The following is a 14,602-nucleotide window of genomic DNA, read 5'->3' as shown; positions in this document are numbered from 1 at the left end:
CCGTCCGTACAGGAGTGTTGAGCGAATGGACAAGCCGGCCGGGGAACTTTGAGCGCTGTGCAGCTGCACGACGTGAGTGAAACCGACGTACACCTGGTGCAGCACCTCGGCATGGCCACCGCGAGCCAGGGACTCCTCCATGACTGCTCGATCGAATCTCATCGACGACGCACCGCTCACGCGCTTCCACAAGAAACTGACCGCCTACTCGTCGGGCGGACCGTTCATCGACGGGTACGCGATCGCGATCATCGGTGTCGCCTTCACGACACTCACGCCGGCCCTTGACATGACCGCCGGCGACAAGGGCCTGGTCGCGGCCGCCAGCCTGGTCGGCATCTTCTTCGGCGGGGCGGTCTTCGGATACGTCACCGACAAGATCGGCCGGCACATCATGTACATCGCCGACCTCGCGGCGCTGGCGCTGTTCTCGGTGCTGTCCGCCTTCGCGACCGAGGTCTGGCAGCTCACGCTGCTGCGCTTCCTCCTCGGCGCGGCCATCGGCGCCGACTATCCGATCGCCACGTCGTTGCTGGCGGAGTATCTCCCGCGCCGGTTCCGCGGCCGGCTGCTCGGTGCCACCTTCGTGGTCTGGGCGCTCGGCGCCGCCGCCGCGTACGTCGTGGGCGTGAGCATCGAAGGACTCGGTGCGGACGCCTGGCGCTTCATGCTCGCCAGCCCCGCGGTGTTCGCCGTGATGACCCTGTTCCTGCGGCTCGGCACGCCGGAGTCGCCACGCTGGCTGCTCAGCAAGGGCCGTACGGAGGAGGCCGACCGGGCGGTCAAGAAGGTGTTCGGTCCGCGGTACGGCGTGGCGGACGTGGCCGAGGAACCAGCGGTCGCCGAGGCCGGCTACAGCACGGTGTTCCGCGCCCCGTATCTCCGGCGCACCTTGTTCGTCGGCGTCTTCTGGACCGCGCAGGTGATCCCGCTGTTCGCTCTCTACTCGTTCGCCCCCGACCTGCTGGCGGGCATGGGAATCAGCGGTACCGCCGCGGAGGTCTTCCTCGCCGCGCTGTTCGTCATCGGCGGCATTCCCGGACTCTGGCTGGTCGAGCGCATCGGCCGACGGGCGTTGCTGCTCTGGTCCTTCGGGATCATCGCGGTCGCCCTGGCTGTCCCCGGCCTGATGCCCGGTCTGCCGAGCTGGGTCTCCTTCGCCGCGGTCTGTGTCTTCGCGCTCGCCTCGGGCGGCTCCAGCTTCCTCGAGGTGGTCTACCCCAACGAACTCTTCCCGACCGAGGTCCGCGCCACCGCCGTCGGTGTGGGGACCGCGCTCTCCCGCATCGGGGCGGCAGCGGCCACCTACCTGATGCCGTTCGCCCTGGCCGAGAGCCGGAATCTGCCGCTGCTCATCGGGGCGGTCGTGTCGGTCGTCGGGCTGCTGGCCACGCTGGCCTGGGGCGTCGAGACCCGGAACCGGTCACTCAGCGACACCGCCGCGGGAGCCGAGCGCCCGGTCAAGCCCGCCGACCCGGCCCTCACCCCCACCACCACCACGAACTGAAGGGAGACCGTGATGCACCACGACAACCGGCCCACTCCGATCGGCTCACAGGACGCCACGAAGGTCCCGCGCTTCGCCGGCCTGGGCACCTTCGCCCGGATTCCCGACATCGGCTCGGTCGACGACTACGACATCGCGGTCCTGGGCGTGCCGTTCGACGGAGGTACGTCGTACCGGCCGGGCGCGCGCTTCGGACCGATGGGCGTGCGTCAGGCCTCGCGCCACCTGCGGCCGAGGTTCCACGTCGAACTCGACACCGCGCCGCTGGAAACCGTCCAGGCCGTCGATGCCGGTGACGTCCCCTGTACGCCCTTCAGCATCGATGAGGCGGTCGCCCAGATCGAGCGCTGTGCCCGCGACGTCGCGGGCCGCTCCGACCGGCGCATCGTGGCCATCGGCGGCGACCACACCATCGCGCTGCCCATGCTCCGCGCGGCGCGGGACCAGCACGGTCCGCTCGCCCTGGTCCATTTCGACGCCCACCTCGACACCTGGGACACCTACTTCAACTCTCCGGTCACCCACGGCACGGTGTTCCGCCGCGCCTTCGAGGAAGGGCTGCTCGCCGAGGACAAGTCCATCCACCTCGGTATCCGCGGGCCGCTCTACGACCAGCTGGATCTCGTGAACGACAAGGCCTTCGGCTTCCGCGCCATCCGTGCCGGGGATCTCGACGTGATCGGGATCGACGGCGCGGCGGATGCCGTACGACGACGCGTGGGCGACGCGCCGGTGTACATCTCGATCGACATCGACGTGCTCGACCCGGCCTTCGCTCCTGGGACGGGCACTCCGGAGATGGGCGGGTTCAACAGCCGGGAGCTGCTGCGCCTGCTCCGCAGCCTCGACGGACTCGACATCGTCGGCGGTGACGTGGTCGAGGTCGCACCGGCGTACGACCACGCCGAAATCACCTGCCTCGCCGCCGCCACCGTGGTGTTCGACCTCATCACGCTCATGACGAAGAATCAGGCGGCCGTCCCCGTACCGGTGTCCGCGACGCACGGTTGACGTGAGCGGTCGGCGGCGCAGGTGACGGGGCGCCGCGAGCGGCACCGTCAGCGAAACAACAACGGGTATCGCCAACTGCGGTGGCGATACCCGTTGTCGGGCGGGCGCGGCATGCACGCACTCAGATCAGACGCTGTCCCTTACGGCGGGCCTCCAGCCACTCACGGACGAAACCGCGGCAGATCGTGTACAGCACTCCGGCCACGATGACGGGCCAGATCAGGATGTACACGCTCAGAGCGAGGGTGTTCACTGTGCCTCCTGTTCGTTCACTTGGCGCTTGCGGCGGACGCGGGCCGTTCGTCGGTGGAGACGGCCTGCTGCGGGACGCCCGCCTTGCCGTCGTCGCCACCGTCGCCACCGTTGTCTCCGTCGTCGGCGGAGACGGCGGCCGCGTGCGCTGAGGCGTCGTCGAAGTCACCGGTGCGCTGGGCGATGACGGAGAAGTCGAAGGTCTTGCCGCTCCGCACGGACATCGCCCAGCAGACGACGGTGCTCACGGCGTAGGCCACGAGGGAGCCGCACAGCGTCGCGTGCTCGTGCAGGTGCCCGATGGCGAACGGCGCGGCGAGCACTGCGGCCAGCACACCGACGACCTTCGCTGCCTTGATGCCGAAGAAGCCGAACGTCATCAAACCGAGGACGACACCGATGCCGATGACCGACACCACGTCCACGAAGATGCCGAACGCACCGTCCGTCGGGATCCAGCCGAAACGGACCGGCAGGAAGACCACGAGCGCTGCGATCACCGAGCTGGTGAACGCCTTGCTGGTGACCTTCTCCCAGTAGAAGCTCGCCAGCACCGGGAAGACGAGGGCTCCCCACAGCGCGCCGACGAACACCAGCAGGTCGAGGATGCTCAGCCGCATGCTGGCGAAGGCGACGGCCGCTGCGGTGGCCACCACCATGGTGATGCGCCCGACCAGCAGCATCGTCCTGGGGTTGGCCTTCTCCTTGCCGGCGGCGGCCTGGCCGTAGAAGTCGGTCATCGTGATCGAGGACAGGGCGCAGAGGTCGGCGTCCGCGGTGGAGGACAGCGCGCCGATGATCATGATGAAGAACAGTGCGAGCAACGCGGGCGGCAGGTAGGTCGCGGCCATGCCGGGGATCAGGTTGTTCAGGTCGCTGCCCGGGTCGTAGCCGAGGTACAGGGCGAGCACACCGAGCATGCCGACGCCGATGACCATGGCGCCGTAGCCGATGGTCGCGGTGATGAAGGTCGGCTTGATCAGGCTCTCCTTCACTGCGAAGAGCCGCTGCGCGATGGTCTGGTTGCCGATGGCGTACGCGAGCACCGCGGCGATGTAGGGGGCGCCCTGGTTCATGAACGCCTCGCTGGAGAAGAAGTCGCCCTGCTGCGCGGTCAGTTGGTGCGCACCCGTCTCGAACGCCGCCGGGAAGCCGGACGCGAAGAAGATGACCGGGACGATCACGACCACCGCGCCGAGCATCGCGAGGACCTGCACGAAGTCGGTCAGCACGGAGGCGCGGAAGCCCGACCACACGGCGTAGAGAAGGGTGCCCGCGGCCACGGCGAAGACGCCCTGCACGAAGTTGAACGGTGACAGCAGCGAGATCAGCACACCGCCGGCGATGAAGTTGGACATCAGGCTGATGAGGCTGCCGACGACGTTGGAGCCGGCGAGCATGAGCTGGCTGGAGCGGCCGTGCCGGGCGTACATGACCTCGGCCAGCGTGTGCGCCTTCGGGGCGACGGAGCGGATGCGCTTACCGAAGGGGTAGATGAAGAGGATCATCAGGGCGCCCCAGAGCCCGTAGTGGATGGGGCCTGAAATGCCGTACGTGTACCCCGACGTCGCGGACGCGTACATCGAGGCCGCCCAGATCCAGGTGGCCGTCATGCTGGCGGCGGACATGCCGAAACCGATGTTGTTCCCGCCGGTCATGTACCCATCGGCGTTCTCGTCCTTCTTGCCGATACGGGTCGACATCCAGAAGGACCCCCCGTAGAAGAAGACGAGCAGACCTACCACCACCAAGGCGCTGAACTGGAACGTTTCCGTCCCGTCCACACGCACCACCTCCTCACGACTCGCGGAGCCGCCGCATCAGCCACATCACCCGGCATGCCGACCGGGGACCCGTGGGGCGCGTCTCGTCACAGCGCGCGGCAGAAATTGCTCCGACCCGGACACGGCAGCGTCATCGCTGCGCCGGGAAATTTCACAAAAGGCGGGCGATTCGAGCCCGCAAACCTTCGGCAGGTTAACAGTTTCAACGGCCACCTACTAATGGCGGGCGTTTCGCACCGTGAGGCACTTAAGGTCCGAGTTTGCCGGGCCTTTACCTTTCGGTGGGGCACGAGGCACGTCTCGCCCCGGTCACGGACCTGACGTTCCGTGACCGGGGCGGGAGAGCGAGGGAGGGCCTCTCTTCGCGTCAGGCCTTCGGCAGCAGCCAGAGCTGCGGGAACGCCAGCATGTCGTCGAAGAGGTTGAACGCCGGGTGCTCCATGGTCACGGTCGCGGCGTCGCCGGTGAACAGTGCGGTGCACTCTGCCGCGAGCCGCTCCATGGGAGGAACGTCCGAGTCCAGCGGCTTGACCAGACGGTAGCCGATGGTCGAGTGGAACTGATAGGTGTCGAAGTTCGAGGCGCGGATGTCGAGCAGCGCGCTCAATTCACGGCGGGTGGTCCACAGCGTGTTGAAGGTCGCGTCGTCCGCCGGGGTGAGGTCCATGGTGAAGTTGGCGTCGAAGGGGCGGAATCCCTTGACCTTCATCCTGATCGGCCCCACAGGCGTCAATTCCGACTGCTGCAGCCGCGCCAGGATTCGCTGCGAGATCTCGGAGACGTCCTTGCAGTCGGCCAGCCAGCCCGGCAGCTGGTTCTTGGTGATCGCGTCCTGCGTGGTCGCGTCGAACACGGTCATGTGCATGCTCTGGTGTGGCAGGCACGCGTACTGATCGGCCAGAGACGACCGCCGCATGAGTTTCATTGCTTCGGTCTCAGCCTCGAAGAAGGCGGAGTCCTGCGGTACGGGGCACACGAACGTGTTGCCGCGGAAACGCTGCGCGTTGCCGTCGAGGTCCCACTTCTTACCCGGGCCGGCCGCCAGCGGCTCCCGTCGCCCGGGGCTCCGGTCGGCGGTTGCCGGGGTGGCGTTCGCGGTCGGGGCGAAGGTGAGGCCGGCGGCGGTACCGGCAGCGCCGAAGAGAACGCTGCGGCGGTTGAGGATGGACACGTCGCTCCAGTTGAGAAGGGGGCTGAGAATAAGCGGAACGTATCCGTCCGTCCTGAACACCGAGTGGACGGAAGCCAATTGCGCGGCGAAGCGAGTGAGCAGCGCGCGAGACGCGCGGGTCCGGAAGCCACGGCCGCACTCGTGCCCATCGACGTCACACCGCGCGCACAGCGGATACGAAGGCGCGGATCGACTCGACGCTCTTGACGCCCCGTGAGGACTCCACGCCACTGGAGACATCGACTCCGCTCGGACGGGCCGCGCGCACGGCGGCGGCGACATTGTCCGGGTCCAGACCGCCGGCGAGAAGCCAGCAACCCTCCGGCGGCCGCGCCTGCAGCAGCCTGGTGTCGAAGCGTTTCCCGCCGCCCGGTTCGATGGCGTCGATCAGCAGCCGGTCAGCGGGGTTCGGGTCCGGCCGCTCGAGATACGTGGCGATGTCCAGCGCGCGGATCGTCCGGAACCCCTCCGCCCGGATCCGCTCGAAGGACATCTCGTCCTCGCCTCCGTGGAGTTGGACGGTCGTCAGCCCGACACGTGAGGCCGTCTCCAGCACCTCGTCGATGGGCTGCGCGCGGAACACGCCAACGGTCTCGACCTGCGCCGGGACTCGTGCAGCCAGCGTCCGGGCCGCGCCGGCGTCGATCAGCCGCGGGCTGCCCGGCGCGAAGACGAACCCGACGGCGTCGACACCGGCCCCGACTGCTGCTTCCACGGTCTCGGCGGTGCGGAGGCCACAGATTTTGATGTACGTCGGGCGCAACGCGCTTTCCTCTCAGGCGGCTCGAACTCTCAGGCAGTTCAGGCGTGTGGGGGTGGTGACGCCGAAGAGTGTCGCACTTCGGCTCCCACCGGCTTGGGGATCAGCAAGGACATGAGAAACGCAAGTCCCGTGAGACCGCCGCCCGCGAGCATTCCGAGTTCATAGCCGGTCTCCGCCGTCTGCGAAGCTGCCTGGACAGCCGGCAGGACGGCGAAGCTCAACCCCGCGCCGAGGCCGAACCCGGCCGAGTTCAGGCCCGGAAGGAATCCAGGGTTGCTCGTCGGTGAAAGCACCACACCCAGGCCGTTGAGCATGATGTTCGCCATGCCTGCGTACGTCAGGCCCAGGAACACGGTGCCCGCGACGAGTATCGGGAGGTTGTCGGTGCCGAACATCGCCATGACGACGATGCCACCAGCACTGGCGAGCAGACCGGTTCGCAGAATCGTCGTGTAGCCGAGGGTCGAGGCCAGGCGCCCGGCGAAGGGCCCGGCGAGCCAGCCCAGGAGAGCGTAGGGAGTGAGCAGCAGCAGAGAGGCACTGTCGGCCTCGAGGCGGAATCCGACCTGAGTGTTCTGGGCCAGGGACATCACCAGTCCGTTGACCGTGGCGAAGACACCGGCCATCGTCAGTACCGTGGTGAGCACAGTCGCCCACGTCGCACGTTGCTTCAGCAGGGCCGGCGAGGCGAGCGGCTGGGCCACGGACTTCTCGATGGTCCAGAACAGGACCGCGGTCATCACCCCACCGGCGATGAGTGCCGCTGTGAGGAACCAGTCGGCCAGAGCGCCCTTGCCCATCTCGTTGACGGCCAGTTGGAGCAGCAGGATGCACAGCGTGAGTGCGGCTGTTCCGGACCAGTCCATACGGACGCCGTGTGACGGTCGAGATTCCGGGATGTACCGGAAGGCGAAGAGCGCCGCCGCTGCGCCGACGACCACGATGACCCAGAAGACAGGACGGAAACCGAAGTGCGTGGCCAGGAATCCACCGGCGAGGGCGTCGATGCCGGCGATGCCGCCGTTCACCGCGGTCACGACGCCCATCAGTGCCCCGTAGCGCCGGGCGTCCCTGATCTCGCTTCGCAGGATCATCAGGCACACGGCGACGACCGCACCGGACACGCCCTGAATCGCGCGGGCGGCGATCAGCACCGGCATGTTGGGCGCCAGGGCGGCGAGCACCGCCCCGCCGGTCATGACGGTCAGCATCAGGAGCATGATCCGGCGGCGCCCGACGATGTCACTGAACCGCGGAAGGAACAACCCGAACAGTGCCGTGCTGGTGAAGAAGGCGGTCTGTGACAGCCCCACCGTCACTTCATCGGCCTGCAGTTCCCTGCCGATGACCACCAGAACCGGACTGAGCATGCTGGCGTTGAGCTGAAAGGCGGTGCACGCCGCCAGCAGGGCGACCATGAGAGACACGATCCGGCGGCGCGGCGCGGGCTCGACGCCCACCGTCGCGACCTGTTGGTGTACCGACGGACTCATCGGCAACTCCTCACTTTTTGCACGTGAAATCGTTCGGAATCAACGCCTGCGCAGAGGAGTCAGCGGAAACCGGCTGGTTCTCCGTACCAGGGATTCCTTACGAGGTGGCCTTGAGGGAAGCCCCCGGGGAGGCAAGAACACGCGCCGCAGCTTCGTGACCGCCGACGCATGCGCTGTGCAGATCCTTCGACTTCAAGAAGGCCGACAGGAAGCCGGCTGCGAACGCGTCGCCCGCGCCGGTCAGGTCGCGGATGTCCGTCACCGCGGGTACCGGCACCGTGAATCGGCCCGCTCCCGGCTGGTGGACGGTCGTCGGGTCGGGCCCTGCCTTCGCGACGACCACGGTGTCCGGGAGCAGAACCAGATTCCGGCCCGGCTCGCCCGCCTTCGAGAGTCCGAGAAACTCCGCCTCGTCTTCGTTCGCGATGAGGAAATCCGGGTTCAGATCCCTCAACAGCTCGAAGAACGCGGGCAGTCCGAAGCGGGCGAGCATGCCGGTGGAGGACGCGTCGATCGAGATCATTGCGCCATGCCGCTTGGCCCGGCGTACCACGTCCACCGCGGTCTGCCCGACCGGCCGGCCATCGAAGGTGTAGGCGGGCACATGCAGAAGGTCAAGGCCGTCGAGCCAGGCTTCGGGCACGTTGTCGAGCAGGGTGCAGGCGGCGCGCTGCGGCAGCATGGTTCGCTCTCCGCTGCGGTCGATCAGAACGACGATCGTGCCGGTGTCGCCGCGGCGTTGCACGCATACCTCGACGCCGTCCGATTCGAGGTCCGCGACGAGCGAACGGCCCAAGTGGTCATCGCCCACACAGCCGATGAACCGGGTGGGCCCGAGTCGAGCGGCGAAACTCGCGACGTTCGCACCACTGCCCCCTCGCGTCCGGAAGATTTGCACGTCGGTGTCGGTGCCGTGCTGTACCGGCTCGGCCATCCACACCACGACGTCTTCGACGAGATCTCCCATGATTCCCAGCACGGCGCTCCCTCTCGTCCGAGTCAGTGTGCGAGGGCAGCGGCGATACGACCGCCGAGGGCGACGTTGCCGCGGTAGACCTCGATGTTGACGTCCAGGCTGCGGCCACCGGTGTCCCGCTGGATGAAGTCCAGCAGGAACGGGGTGGTGTCGTTGCCCGTGATGCCTGCCGTCTCTGCCTCCGCCCAGGCTCGGGCGAGGATGGCGTCCAGCTCCGACGGCGGCAGCTGCTTGTCCTCGGCGACCGGGTTGGCCAGCAGCAGGGCCTGCGGGAGGCCCAGCGCGTCCCGCGCGTCGATGAGGGTCGCGGCCTCCTCCGGCGTCGAGACCGAGTAGCCGATCGTGTGACCGGAATCCGTCACGTAGAAACCCGGGTACTTGGTCGTGCCGAAGCCGAGCACGGGGATGTTCAGGGTCTCGAACCGCTCCAGCGTTGCGGCCACGTCCAGGATCGACTTCACCCCGGCGCTGACGACCAGAATCGGGGTTTCGGCCAGGGTGGTCATATCGGCGGATTCGTCGAAGGTCTGCGCCGCACCGTGGTGCACCCCGCCCAGGCCGCCGGTGGAGAACACCTTGATGCCGGCGTGGTGGGCAAGGAACGCGGTGGCAGCGACAGTTGTGCCGCCGTGCAGGCCGAGCGCACTCGCAACGGGCAGGTCCCGCAGGCTGACCTTGGCGCTGTCCTCCTCGTGGGAGAGCTTGGTGATCTCCTCGGTGCTCAGCCCGACCGTGGGTACGCCGGAGAACACACCGATCGTGGCCGGGACCACGCCCTGCGAGCGGAGGTTGTCCTCTGCTTCCAGAGCCACCTCCAGGTTCCGTGGACGGGGCAGACCGTGCGTGAAGATCGTGGACTCCAGCGCCACCACCGGTCGTCCGTCTCGTACGGCTTCCTGGACCTCGTCGGAGACGTGTATCGCGGACGTGCTCATGTTGTGCAACTTCCTTCTCTGGCCACGTGCCTGACCCGGGGACGGGGCGGCTGTCTGCCGATGAAGTTAGGGGTTCGCCACGGTTACATCGAGAAGCAAGTTATCGGCCACTGATAGCCTTCGCCTATGAGAATCACGCTGCGGCAGGTCGAGATCTTCGTCGCCGTGGCTGATGAGCTCCACTTCGGCCGGGCCGCCGAGGCGCTGCACATCTCGCAGCCGACGGTGAGTCAGGAGATCGGCAGACTGGAGCGGGCGCTGGGGCTGCCCCTCTTCGACCGCTCGCGGCGGTCCGTCTCGCTCACCCCCGCGGGCGTGGCCATGGTCGCCGAGGGCCGTGAACTGCTCGACCAGGCAAGACGGCTCATGGACAAGGTTCGCCTGTACGACGAATCCAGGGCGGGTTCCGTGCGGGTGATCGCCTCGCCCAGTGTCGTCAACAGGCTTCTGCCCGCGGTCATCAGCCGCGCGGAACAAGAACTGCCCGGCGTGACCATCGATGACGTGGCGGTGGAAACCGGTGGCGTGTCCGAGCAACTCGCGGCGGGCCAGGGCGACATCGGCATCGGCCGTTTCCTCGACGACATCGCGGGGTTCCGGCGGAAGACCGTCGTGGACGAGGAGGTCTTCGCGGTCATCGGCCGCGCTCACCCTCTGGCCCACCTGGATCGGATCGACCTCGGGCAGCTGCGTGAGGTGCCGCTGCTCCTGTGGCCGCGAGAACAGAGCCCCGCGTACTACGACCACGTCCTGGACATCTGCGCAACTCGCGGACTGGTACCCGAAGTTCACCCCGGACCGCCTCGAATCGTGGGCTCGCGGCTGTACCTGCTGACTCAGTCGCGAGCGTTCTCGCTGATTCCGCGGTCCACCGTGGGGCATCTGTCCGGCGAACTGCGCGCTCTGCCGCTGAGCCGGCCGGCGACGCTTCCCCTGGAGCTGCAGTGGCGTAGCGATGATCCGCGACCGTCTGCCGCGGTCCTGCGCGACCTGATTCTCGACGAGGCCCGGAACCTGAGCATCCCGGCGTAGCGTGCCGGTTCGCCGCTGAAGCGCTTCAGCCGGGATGGGTGCGCGCCACCGCATGTGCGCATCCGTCAGCTCGGCGCCGGTGTGCCAACTGGCCGTCGCGTCGGCGTGGTTGCTTCGGCATGCGCTCTCGCCGGCACTCCCTTGACATCACCTGTACGCCGGTTCAGACTCCACGGCATGATCGATGCTGTTTGTTTTTGATTGGTCAGGGGAGTTTCTGTTGGGTCTCGCGCGTTATCCGTGCCTGGGACCCGCTCTCCCGTAGGCCTCGCAGCAACCACCCTTGCCGCTGAGCCGCTGCCGATGCCGGCGTCCCGGTCACCGCCGGGCGATCGCCCCATGCAGCAGAGCGGACGGCCCTCGCCTTCCGTACCGCCTCATCCGACACCGTGCGGCGAACGAATCGTGCGGCAGGAGCACCGGATCAACCTGGAAGCTGGAAGGAAGAGCTGAATGGCACCACTCACGAGGAGGCGACTGCTGGGCCTGGGCGCGGGTGGCGCGCTTGCGACCGCCGTCGCCGGGTGCGCGAGCCCCGGGGCCGTCTCCGTCAACAAGGCCCCGGCACTCCCCGCCGCCGCGCCCGGAGAGACGGTCACGCTGACGTACTGGTCGTGGGTGAAGGACCTGCAGAAGGTCCTCGACATCTGGAACGCGAAGCAGCCGCACATCCAGGTGAAGGCGACGTGGATCCCGAGCGGAAACGAAGGCGGCTACCAGAAGCTCCACGCCGCCCTCGCCGCCGGTGGTGGGCCTGACATCGCGCAGATCGAAATGATGGCGGTGCCGGAGTACCTGCTGCAGAACGGCCTCGTGGACCTGTCCCGGTACGGCGCCGACAAGATGGCGCACAACTACGACAAGGCGCTCTGGCGTCAGGTCTCCTTCAACGGCGGGGTCTACGGCATACCCCAGGATTCAGGCCCGATGGGCTTCTTCCACCAGCCCGGCCTGCTCGACCGGGTCGGCGGCCGGCCGCCGCGGACCTGGGCGGAGTGGGCGGAGCTGGCCGCCGAGATCCGCAGACTCGGCTCACGGCACTACCTCGACTCGTTCGCGGTCAGCGACGGCTCGGTCTTCACGGGTCTCGCCGCGCAGGCAGGAGCCGTGTGGTTCCGAACGGCCGGGGACGAGTGGGTCGTCGACATGACCGACGACAAGACCCTGAACGTCGCCCGCTTCTTCGACGAGGCCGTCGACGACGACCTCGTCAACGTCTCCAGCGAGCTGTTCTCGCCCGCCTGGTACGCGGCCGCAGCCGAAGGCCGGATCGTGGGTGCCACCTGCGGCTCCTGGGGTGACGCACTGGTGCAGGAGGTCTCCGGCGGAGCCGGCAAGTGGCGCGTCGCCCCGCTGCCGGTCTGGGGAAAGGAGGGTTTCGGCTCGGCCCACCACGGCGGGTCCACCGCCGCGGTGCTCGCCAACTCCGCGCACCCGGCCGAGGCGTTGGCGTTCATCGAGTGGCTCACCAGCACTCCCGAGGGCATCGACGCGGAGATCGAGCATCTGGGCATCGGCTGGTCCCCGGCGCGCCACTACATCGGCGCGAAGCGGCGCGAGCCCAGCGAGTGGTTCGGCGGTCAGCGCTACAACGAGGAGGTCTTCGCGCGAGCGGTCACACAGACCAACCCGGACTGGACCTGGTCGCCCCTGACGAAGCTCACCAGCGACGCACTGGCCAACGGGTTCCGCAAGAAGCTGACCAGCGGTCAGTCGTTCGTCGACTCGGTGGCCCAGGCTCAGTCGACGGTGGTGCGGGCGTTCAGGGACAAGGGGCTGCGCGTGCGGGAGGGGAAGCAGTGAGCACAACGACGACGAGGACTCCGGAGCGCCGCGGCACCCCCGCCCCGGCGGGTGGCGCGGGCCGGGCCAGGTCCGGGCAGCAGCGGAAACAGACGACTGCGGCATGGGTGCTCCTCGCGCCCTTCCTGGCGGTGTTCGCGTTCACCTTCGTCCTGCCCATCGCCACCGCGGTCGGGCAGAGCTTCACCACCACGACACGTCAGGGCCTGTTCGGCGAAGAGGGCATCCAGGTCGCGTTCGCGGGCTGGGACAACTACGTGCAGGCGCTCTCCGGCGGCGGCTTCCTCACGAGTTTCGGACGCGTGCTGCTGTTCGGCATCGTGCAGGTACCCGTCATGATCGCCTTCTGCACGGTGCTCGCCCTGCTGCTCGAATCGGCGAGCGCGAAGTGTCCGCAGTTCTTCCGCACGGCCTACTTCCTGCCGTACGGCGTTCCTGGCGTCATCGCGACGATCCTGTGGAGCTTCCTCTACGTCCCCGGGCTCAGCCCACTGCTCGACGTCGCCGGTCTGGTGGGGATCGAACTGGACTTCCTGGGCGCCGACTCGGTGCTCTGGTCCATCGCGAACATCGTGACCTGGACGTACACCGGATACAACATGCTCATCGTCATCGCCCAGCTCAAGTCCATCCCCGGGGAGATCTACGAGGCCGCCCGGGTCGACGGCGCCGGAGCGTTCCGGATCGCCTGGTCGATCCAACTCCCCCTCATCCGCCCGGCGGTGAACCTGGCGACGGTCTTCTCGATCATCGGGACGCTGCAGCTCTTCGCCGAGCCGCTGGTACTCGCCAACGCCTCCCCGGCGATCGACACCGAGTACACCCCCAACCTGGCCGCCTACACCAACGCGTTCGCCTACAACGAGTACGGGCTCGCCTCCGCGCAGGCCGTACTGATCGCACTGGTCGCCTTCGTACTGTCCTTCGCCTTCATGCTGGCGACCCACCGCACGTCCCGGCCGGAGAGGAAGGCCCGCAAGTGACGACCGCACCCACCCGCATCCCCGCCGCGGGAAAGGCCAGGCGCACGCCGAGGACCACGATCCCGGTCACGGCGCTCCTCGTGACCGTCGCGCTCTACTTCCTCGTCCCCGTCTACTACGTCGTCGTGGCCGCGACCAAGACCACCTCCGACCTGTTCGCGACCAACGGATTCGCTCTCGCCCCCACCTTCGCCCTGTGGGACAACCTCGCCCTGGTCTTCACCTACAACGGCGGCATCTTCGTACGCTGGCTGCTCAACTCCCTGCTCTACGCCGGCGTGGGCGCCGCTCTGGCGACATACTTCGCCGCGGCGGGGGGCTATGCGCTCGCCAAGTACGAATTCCGCGGGAAGCGCCTCGTCTTCGGCACCGTTCTCGGCGGCGTCCTCGTGCCGGGGACCGCCCTCGCGTTGCCGATGTTCCTGCTGTTCAGCTCCCTCGGCCTGGCCAACACCCACCTGAGCGTGCTGATCCCGTCACTGGTGTCCCCGTTCGGGCTCCTGCTGTGCCGGATCTACGCCGAGACGTCCGTGGACACCTCGGTCATCGAAGCCGGCCGCATCGACGGCGCGGGCGAACTGGGCATCTTCCACAAGCTGGGACTGCGCACCATGCTCCCGGCGCTGGTGACGGTCTTCCTGTTCCAACTCGTCTTCATCTGGAACAACTTCTTCCTGCCCCTGGTCATGCTCGCCGACGAATCCCTGTATCCGGTCACGCTGGGGCTGCACAACTGGAGCAGCCAGGTGGACCGCCTGCCGGAGTTCTACCGGCTCACCACGGGCGGCGCGCTCGTCTCGGTCGTCCCGCTGATCGGCGCGATGATCGTGCTGCAGAAGTACTGGCGCGGCGGTCTGTCCGACGGAGCGGTCAAGGGCTAGCTGTCTCCGCA

General features: G+C 67.8%; 13 protein-coding genes. 6 read left to right on the top strand and 7 right to left on the bottom strand.

Annotation, left to right across the window (positions count from 1 at the left end):
* The first annotated feature begins 139 nt into the window (after positions 1–139).
* Both QIS96_RS06010 and speB read left to right on the top strand, forming a co-directional pair.
* On the top strand, positions 140–1,507 hold the full coding sequence (locus QIS96_RS06010; protein ID WP_282541319.1) for an MFS transporter: 1,368 nt from the start codon (positions 140–142) through the stop codon (positions 1,505–1,507).
* A gap of 12 nt (positions 1,508–1,519) precedes the next feature.
* Positions 1,520–2,518: an agmatinase gene (speB, locus tag QIS96_RS06005; RefSeq protein ID WP_282541318.1), complete on the top strand. Its 999-nt coding sequence runs from the start codon at positions 1,520–1,522 to the stop codon at positions 2,516–2,518.
* 121 nt (positions 2,519–2,639) lie between these two features.
* Here speB and QIS96_RS06000 read toward each other — a convergent pair whose 3' ends face one another.
* From QIS96_RS06000 to QIS96_RS05970, 7 genes are all read right to left on the bottom strand, one after another.
* A complete protein-coding gene (locus QIS96_RS06000) occupies positions 2,640–2,771 on the bottom strand; it encodes a putative transporter small subunit (RefSeq protein WP_282541317.1) in 132 nt (43 codons plus the stop codon).
* A 16-nt stretch (positions 2,772–2,787) separates the two neighbouring features.
* A complete protein-coding gene (locus tag QIS96_RS05995) occupies positions 2,788–4,554 on the bottom strand; it encodes a sodium:solute symporter family transporter (protein ID WP_282541316.1) in 1,767 nt (588 codons plus the stop codon).
* Between the two features lie 367 nt (positions 4,555–4,921).
* Positions 4,922–5,725, bottom strand: a complete 804-nt coding sequence (locus QIS96_RS05990; RefSeq protein ID WP_282541315.1) for a DUF1868 domain-containing protein — start codon at positions 5,723–5,725, stop codon at positions 4,922–4,924.
* Between the two features lie 154 nt (positions 5,726–5,879).
* Positions 5,880–6,488, bottom strand: coding sequence for a phosphoribosylanthranilate isomerase (locus tag QIS96_RS05985; protein ID WP_282541314.1), 609 nt, complete (start codon positions 6,486–6,488; stop codon positions 5,880–5,882).
* 38 nt (positions 6,489–6,526) lie between these two features.
* A complete protein-coding gene (locus QIS96_RS05980; RefSeq protein WP_282541313.1) occupies positions 6,527–7,906 on the bottom strand; it encodes an MFS transporter in 1,380 nt (459 codons plus the stop codon).
* Positions 7,907–8,078: 172 nt separating this feature from the next.
* A complete protein-coding gene (locus tag QIS96_RS05975) occupies positions 8,079–8,960 on the bottom strand; it encodes a carbohydrate kinase family protein (RefSeq protein ID WP_282541312.1) in 882 nt (293 codons plus the stop codon).
* Positions 8,961–8,980: 20 nt separating this feature from the next.
* On the bottom strand, positions 8,981–9,892 hold the full coding sequence (locus QIS96_RS05970; RefSeq protein ID WP_282541311.1) for a pseudouridine-5'-phosphate glycosidase: 912 nt from the start codon (positions 9,890–9,892) through the stop codon (positions 8,981–8,983).
* Between the two features lie 126 nt (positions 9,893–10,018).
* On the opposite strand from QIS96_RS05970, the gene QIS96_RS05965 reads away from it, so the two are divergent.
* From QIS96_RS05965 to QIS96_RS05950, 4 genes are all read left to right on the top strand, one after another.
* Entirely contained in the window at positions 10,019–10,924 is a 906-nt protein-coding gene (locus QIS96_RS05965) for a LysR family transcriptional regulator (RefSeq protein WP_282541310.1), read from the top strand.
* A gap of 453 nt (positions 10,925–11,377) precedes the next feature.
* Positions 11,378–12,727 (top strand): ABC transporter substrate-binding protein, encoded by a 1,350-nt coding sequence (locus QIS96_RS05960; protein ID WP_282541309.1) that lies wholly within the window; start codon positions 11,378–11,380, stop codon positions 12,725–12,727.
* Positions 12,724–13,710 carry a carbohydrate ABC transporter permease gene (locus tag QIS96_RS05955; RefSeq protein WP_282541308.1) on the top strand — a complete coding sequence of 329 codons (987 nt, stop codon included), beginning with the start codon at positions 12,724–12,726 and terminating at the stop codon, positions 13,708–13,710. Before QIS96_RS05960 ends, QIS96_RS05955 begins: the two co-directional genes overlap by 4 nt.
* Positions 13,707–14,591 (top strand): carbohydrate ABC transporter permease, encoded by an 885-nt coding sequence (locus QIS96_RS05950; RefSeq protein ID WP_282541307.1) that lies wholly within the window; start codon positions 13,707–13,709, stop codon positions 14,589–14,591. The genes QIS96_RS05955 and QIS96_RS05950 overlap by 4 nt, the downstream gene beginning before the upstream one ends.
* Positions 14,592–14,602: the final 11 nt, after the last annotated feature.

This window comes from Streptomyces cavernicola, assembly GCF_029968035.1.
Taxonomy (GTDB): Bacteria; Actinomycetota; Actinomycetes; order Streptomycetales; family Streptomycetaceae; genus Streptomyces; species Streptomyces cavernicola.
The sequence above is the reverse complement of the archived record's forward strand: the minus strand, read 5'-3'. Positions and strand labels throughout refer to the sequence as shown.

What these genes read in the sequence shown, in the direction of transcription:
- QIS96_RS06010 (WP_282541319.1), top strand. Translation starts at nt 140, where the DNA reads ATGACTGCTCGATCGAATCTCATCGACGACGCACCGCTCACGCGCTTC.
- QIS96_RS05980 (WP_282541313.1), bottom strand. Translation starts at nt 7,906, where the DNA reads ATGGTCGCCCTGCTGGCGGCGTGCACCGCCTTTCAGCTCAACGCCAGC.
- QIS96_RS05960 (WP_282541309.1), top strand. Translation starts at nt 11,378, where the DNA reads ATGGCACCACTCACGAGGAGGCGACTGCTGGGCCTGGGCGCGGGTGGC.
- QIS96_RS05970 (WP_282541311.1), bottom strand. Translation starts at nt 9,892, where the DNA reads ATGAGCACGTCCGCGATACACGTCTCCGACGAGGTCCAGGAAGCCGTA.
- QIS96_RS05965 (WP_282541310.1), top strand. Translation starts at nt 10,019, where the DNA reads ATGAGAATCACGCTGCGGCAGGTCGAGATCTTCGTCGCCGTGGCTGAT.
- speB (WP_282541318.1), top strand. Translation starts at nt 1,520, where the DNA reads ATGCACCACGACAACCGGCCCACTCCGATCGGCTCACAGGACGCCACG.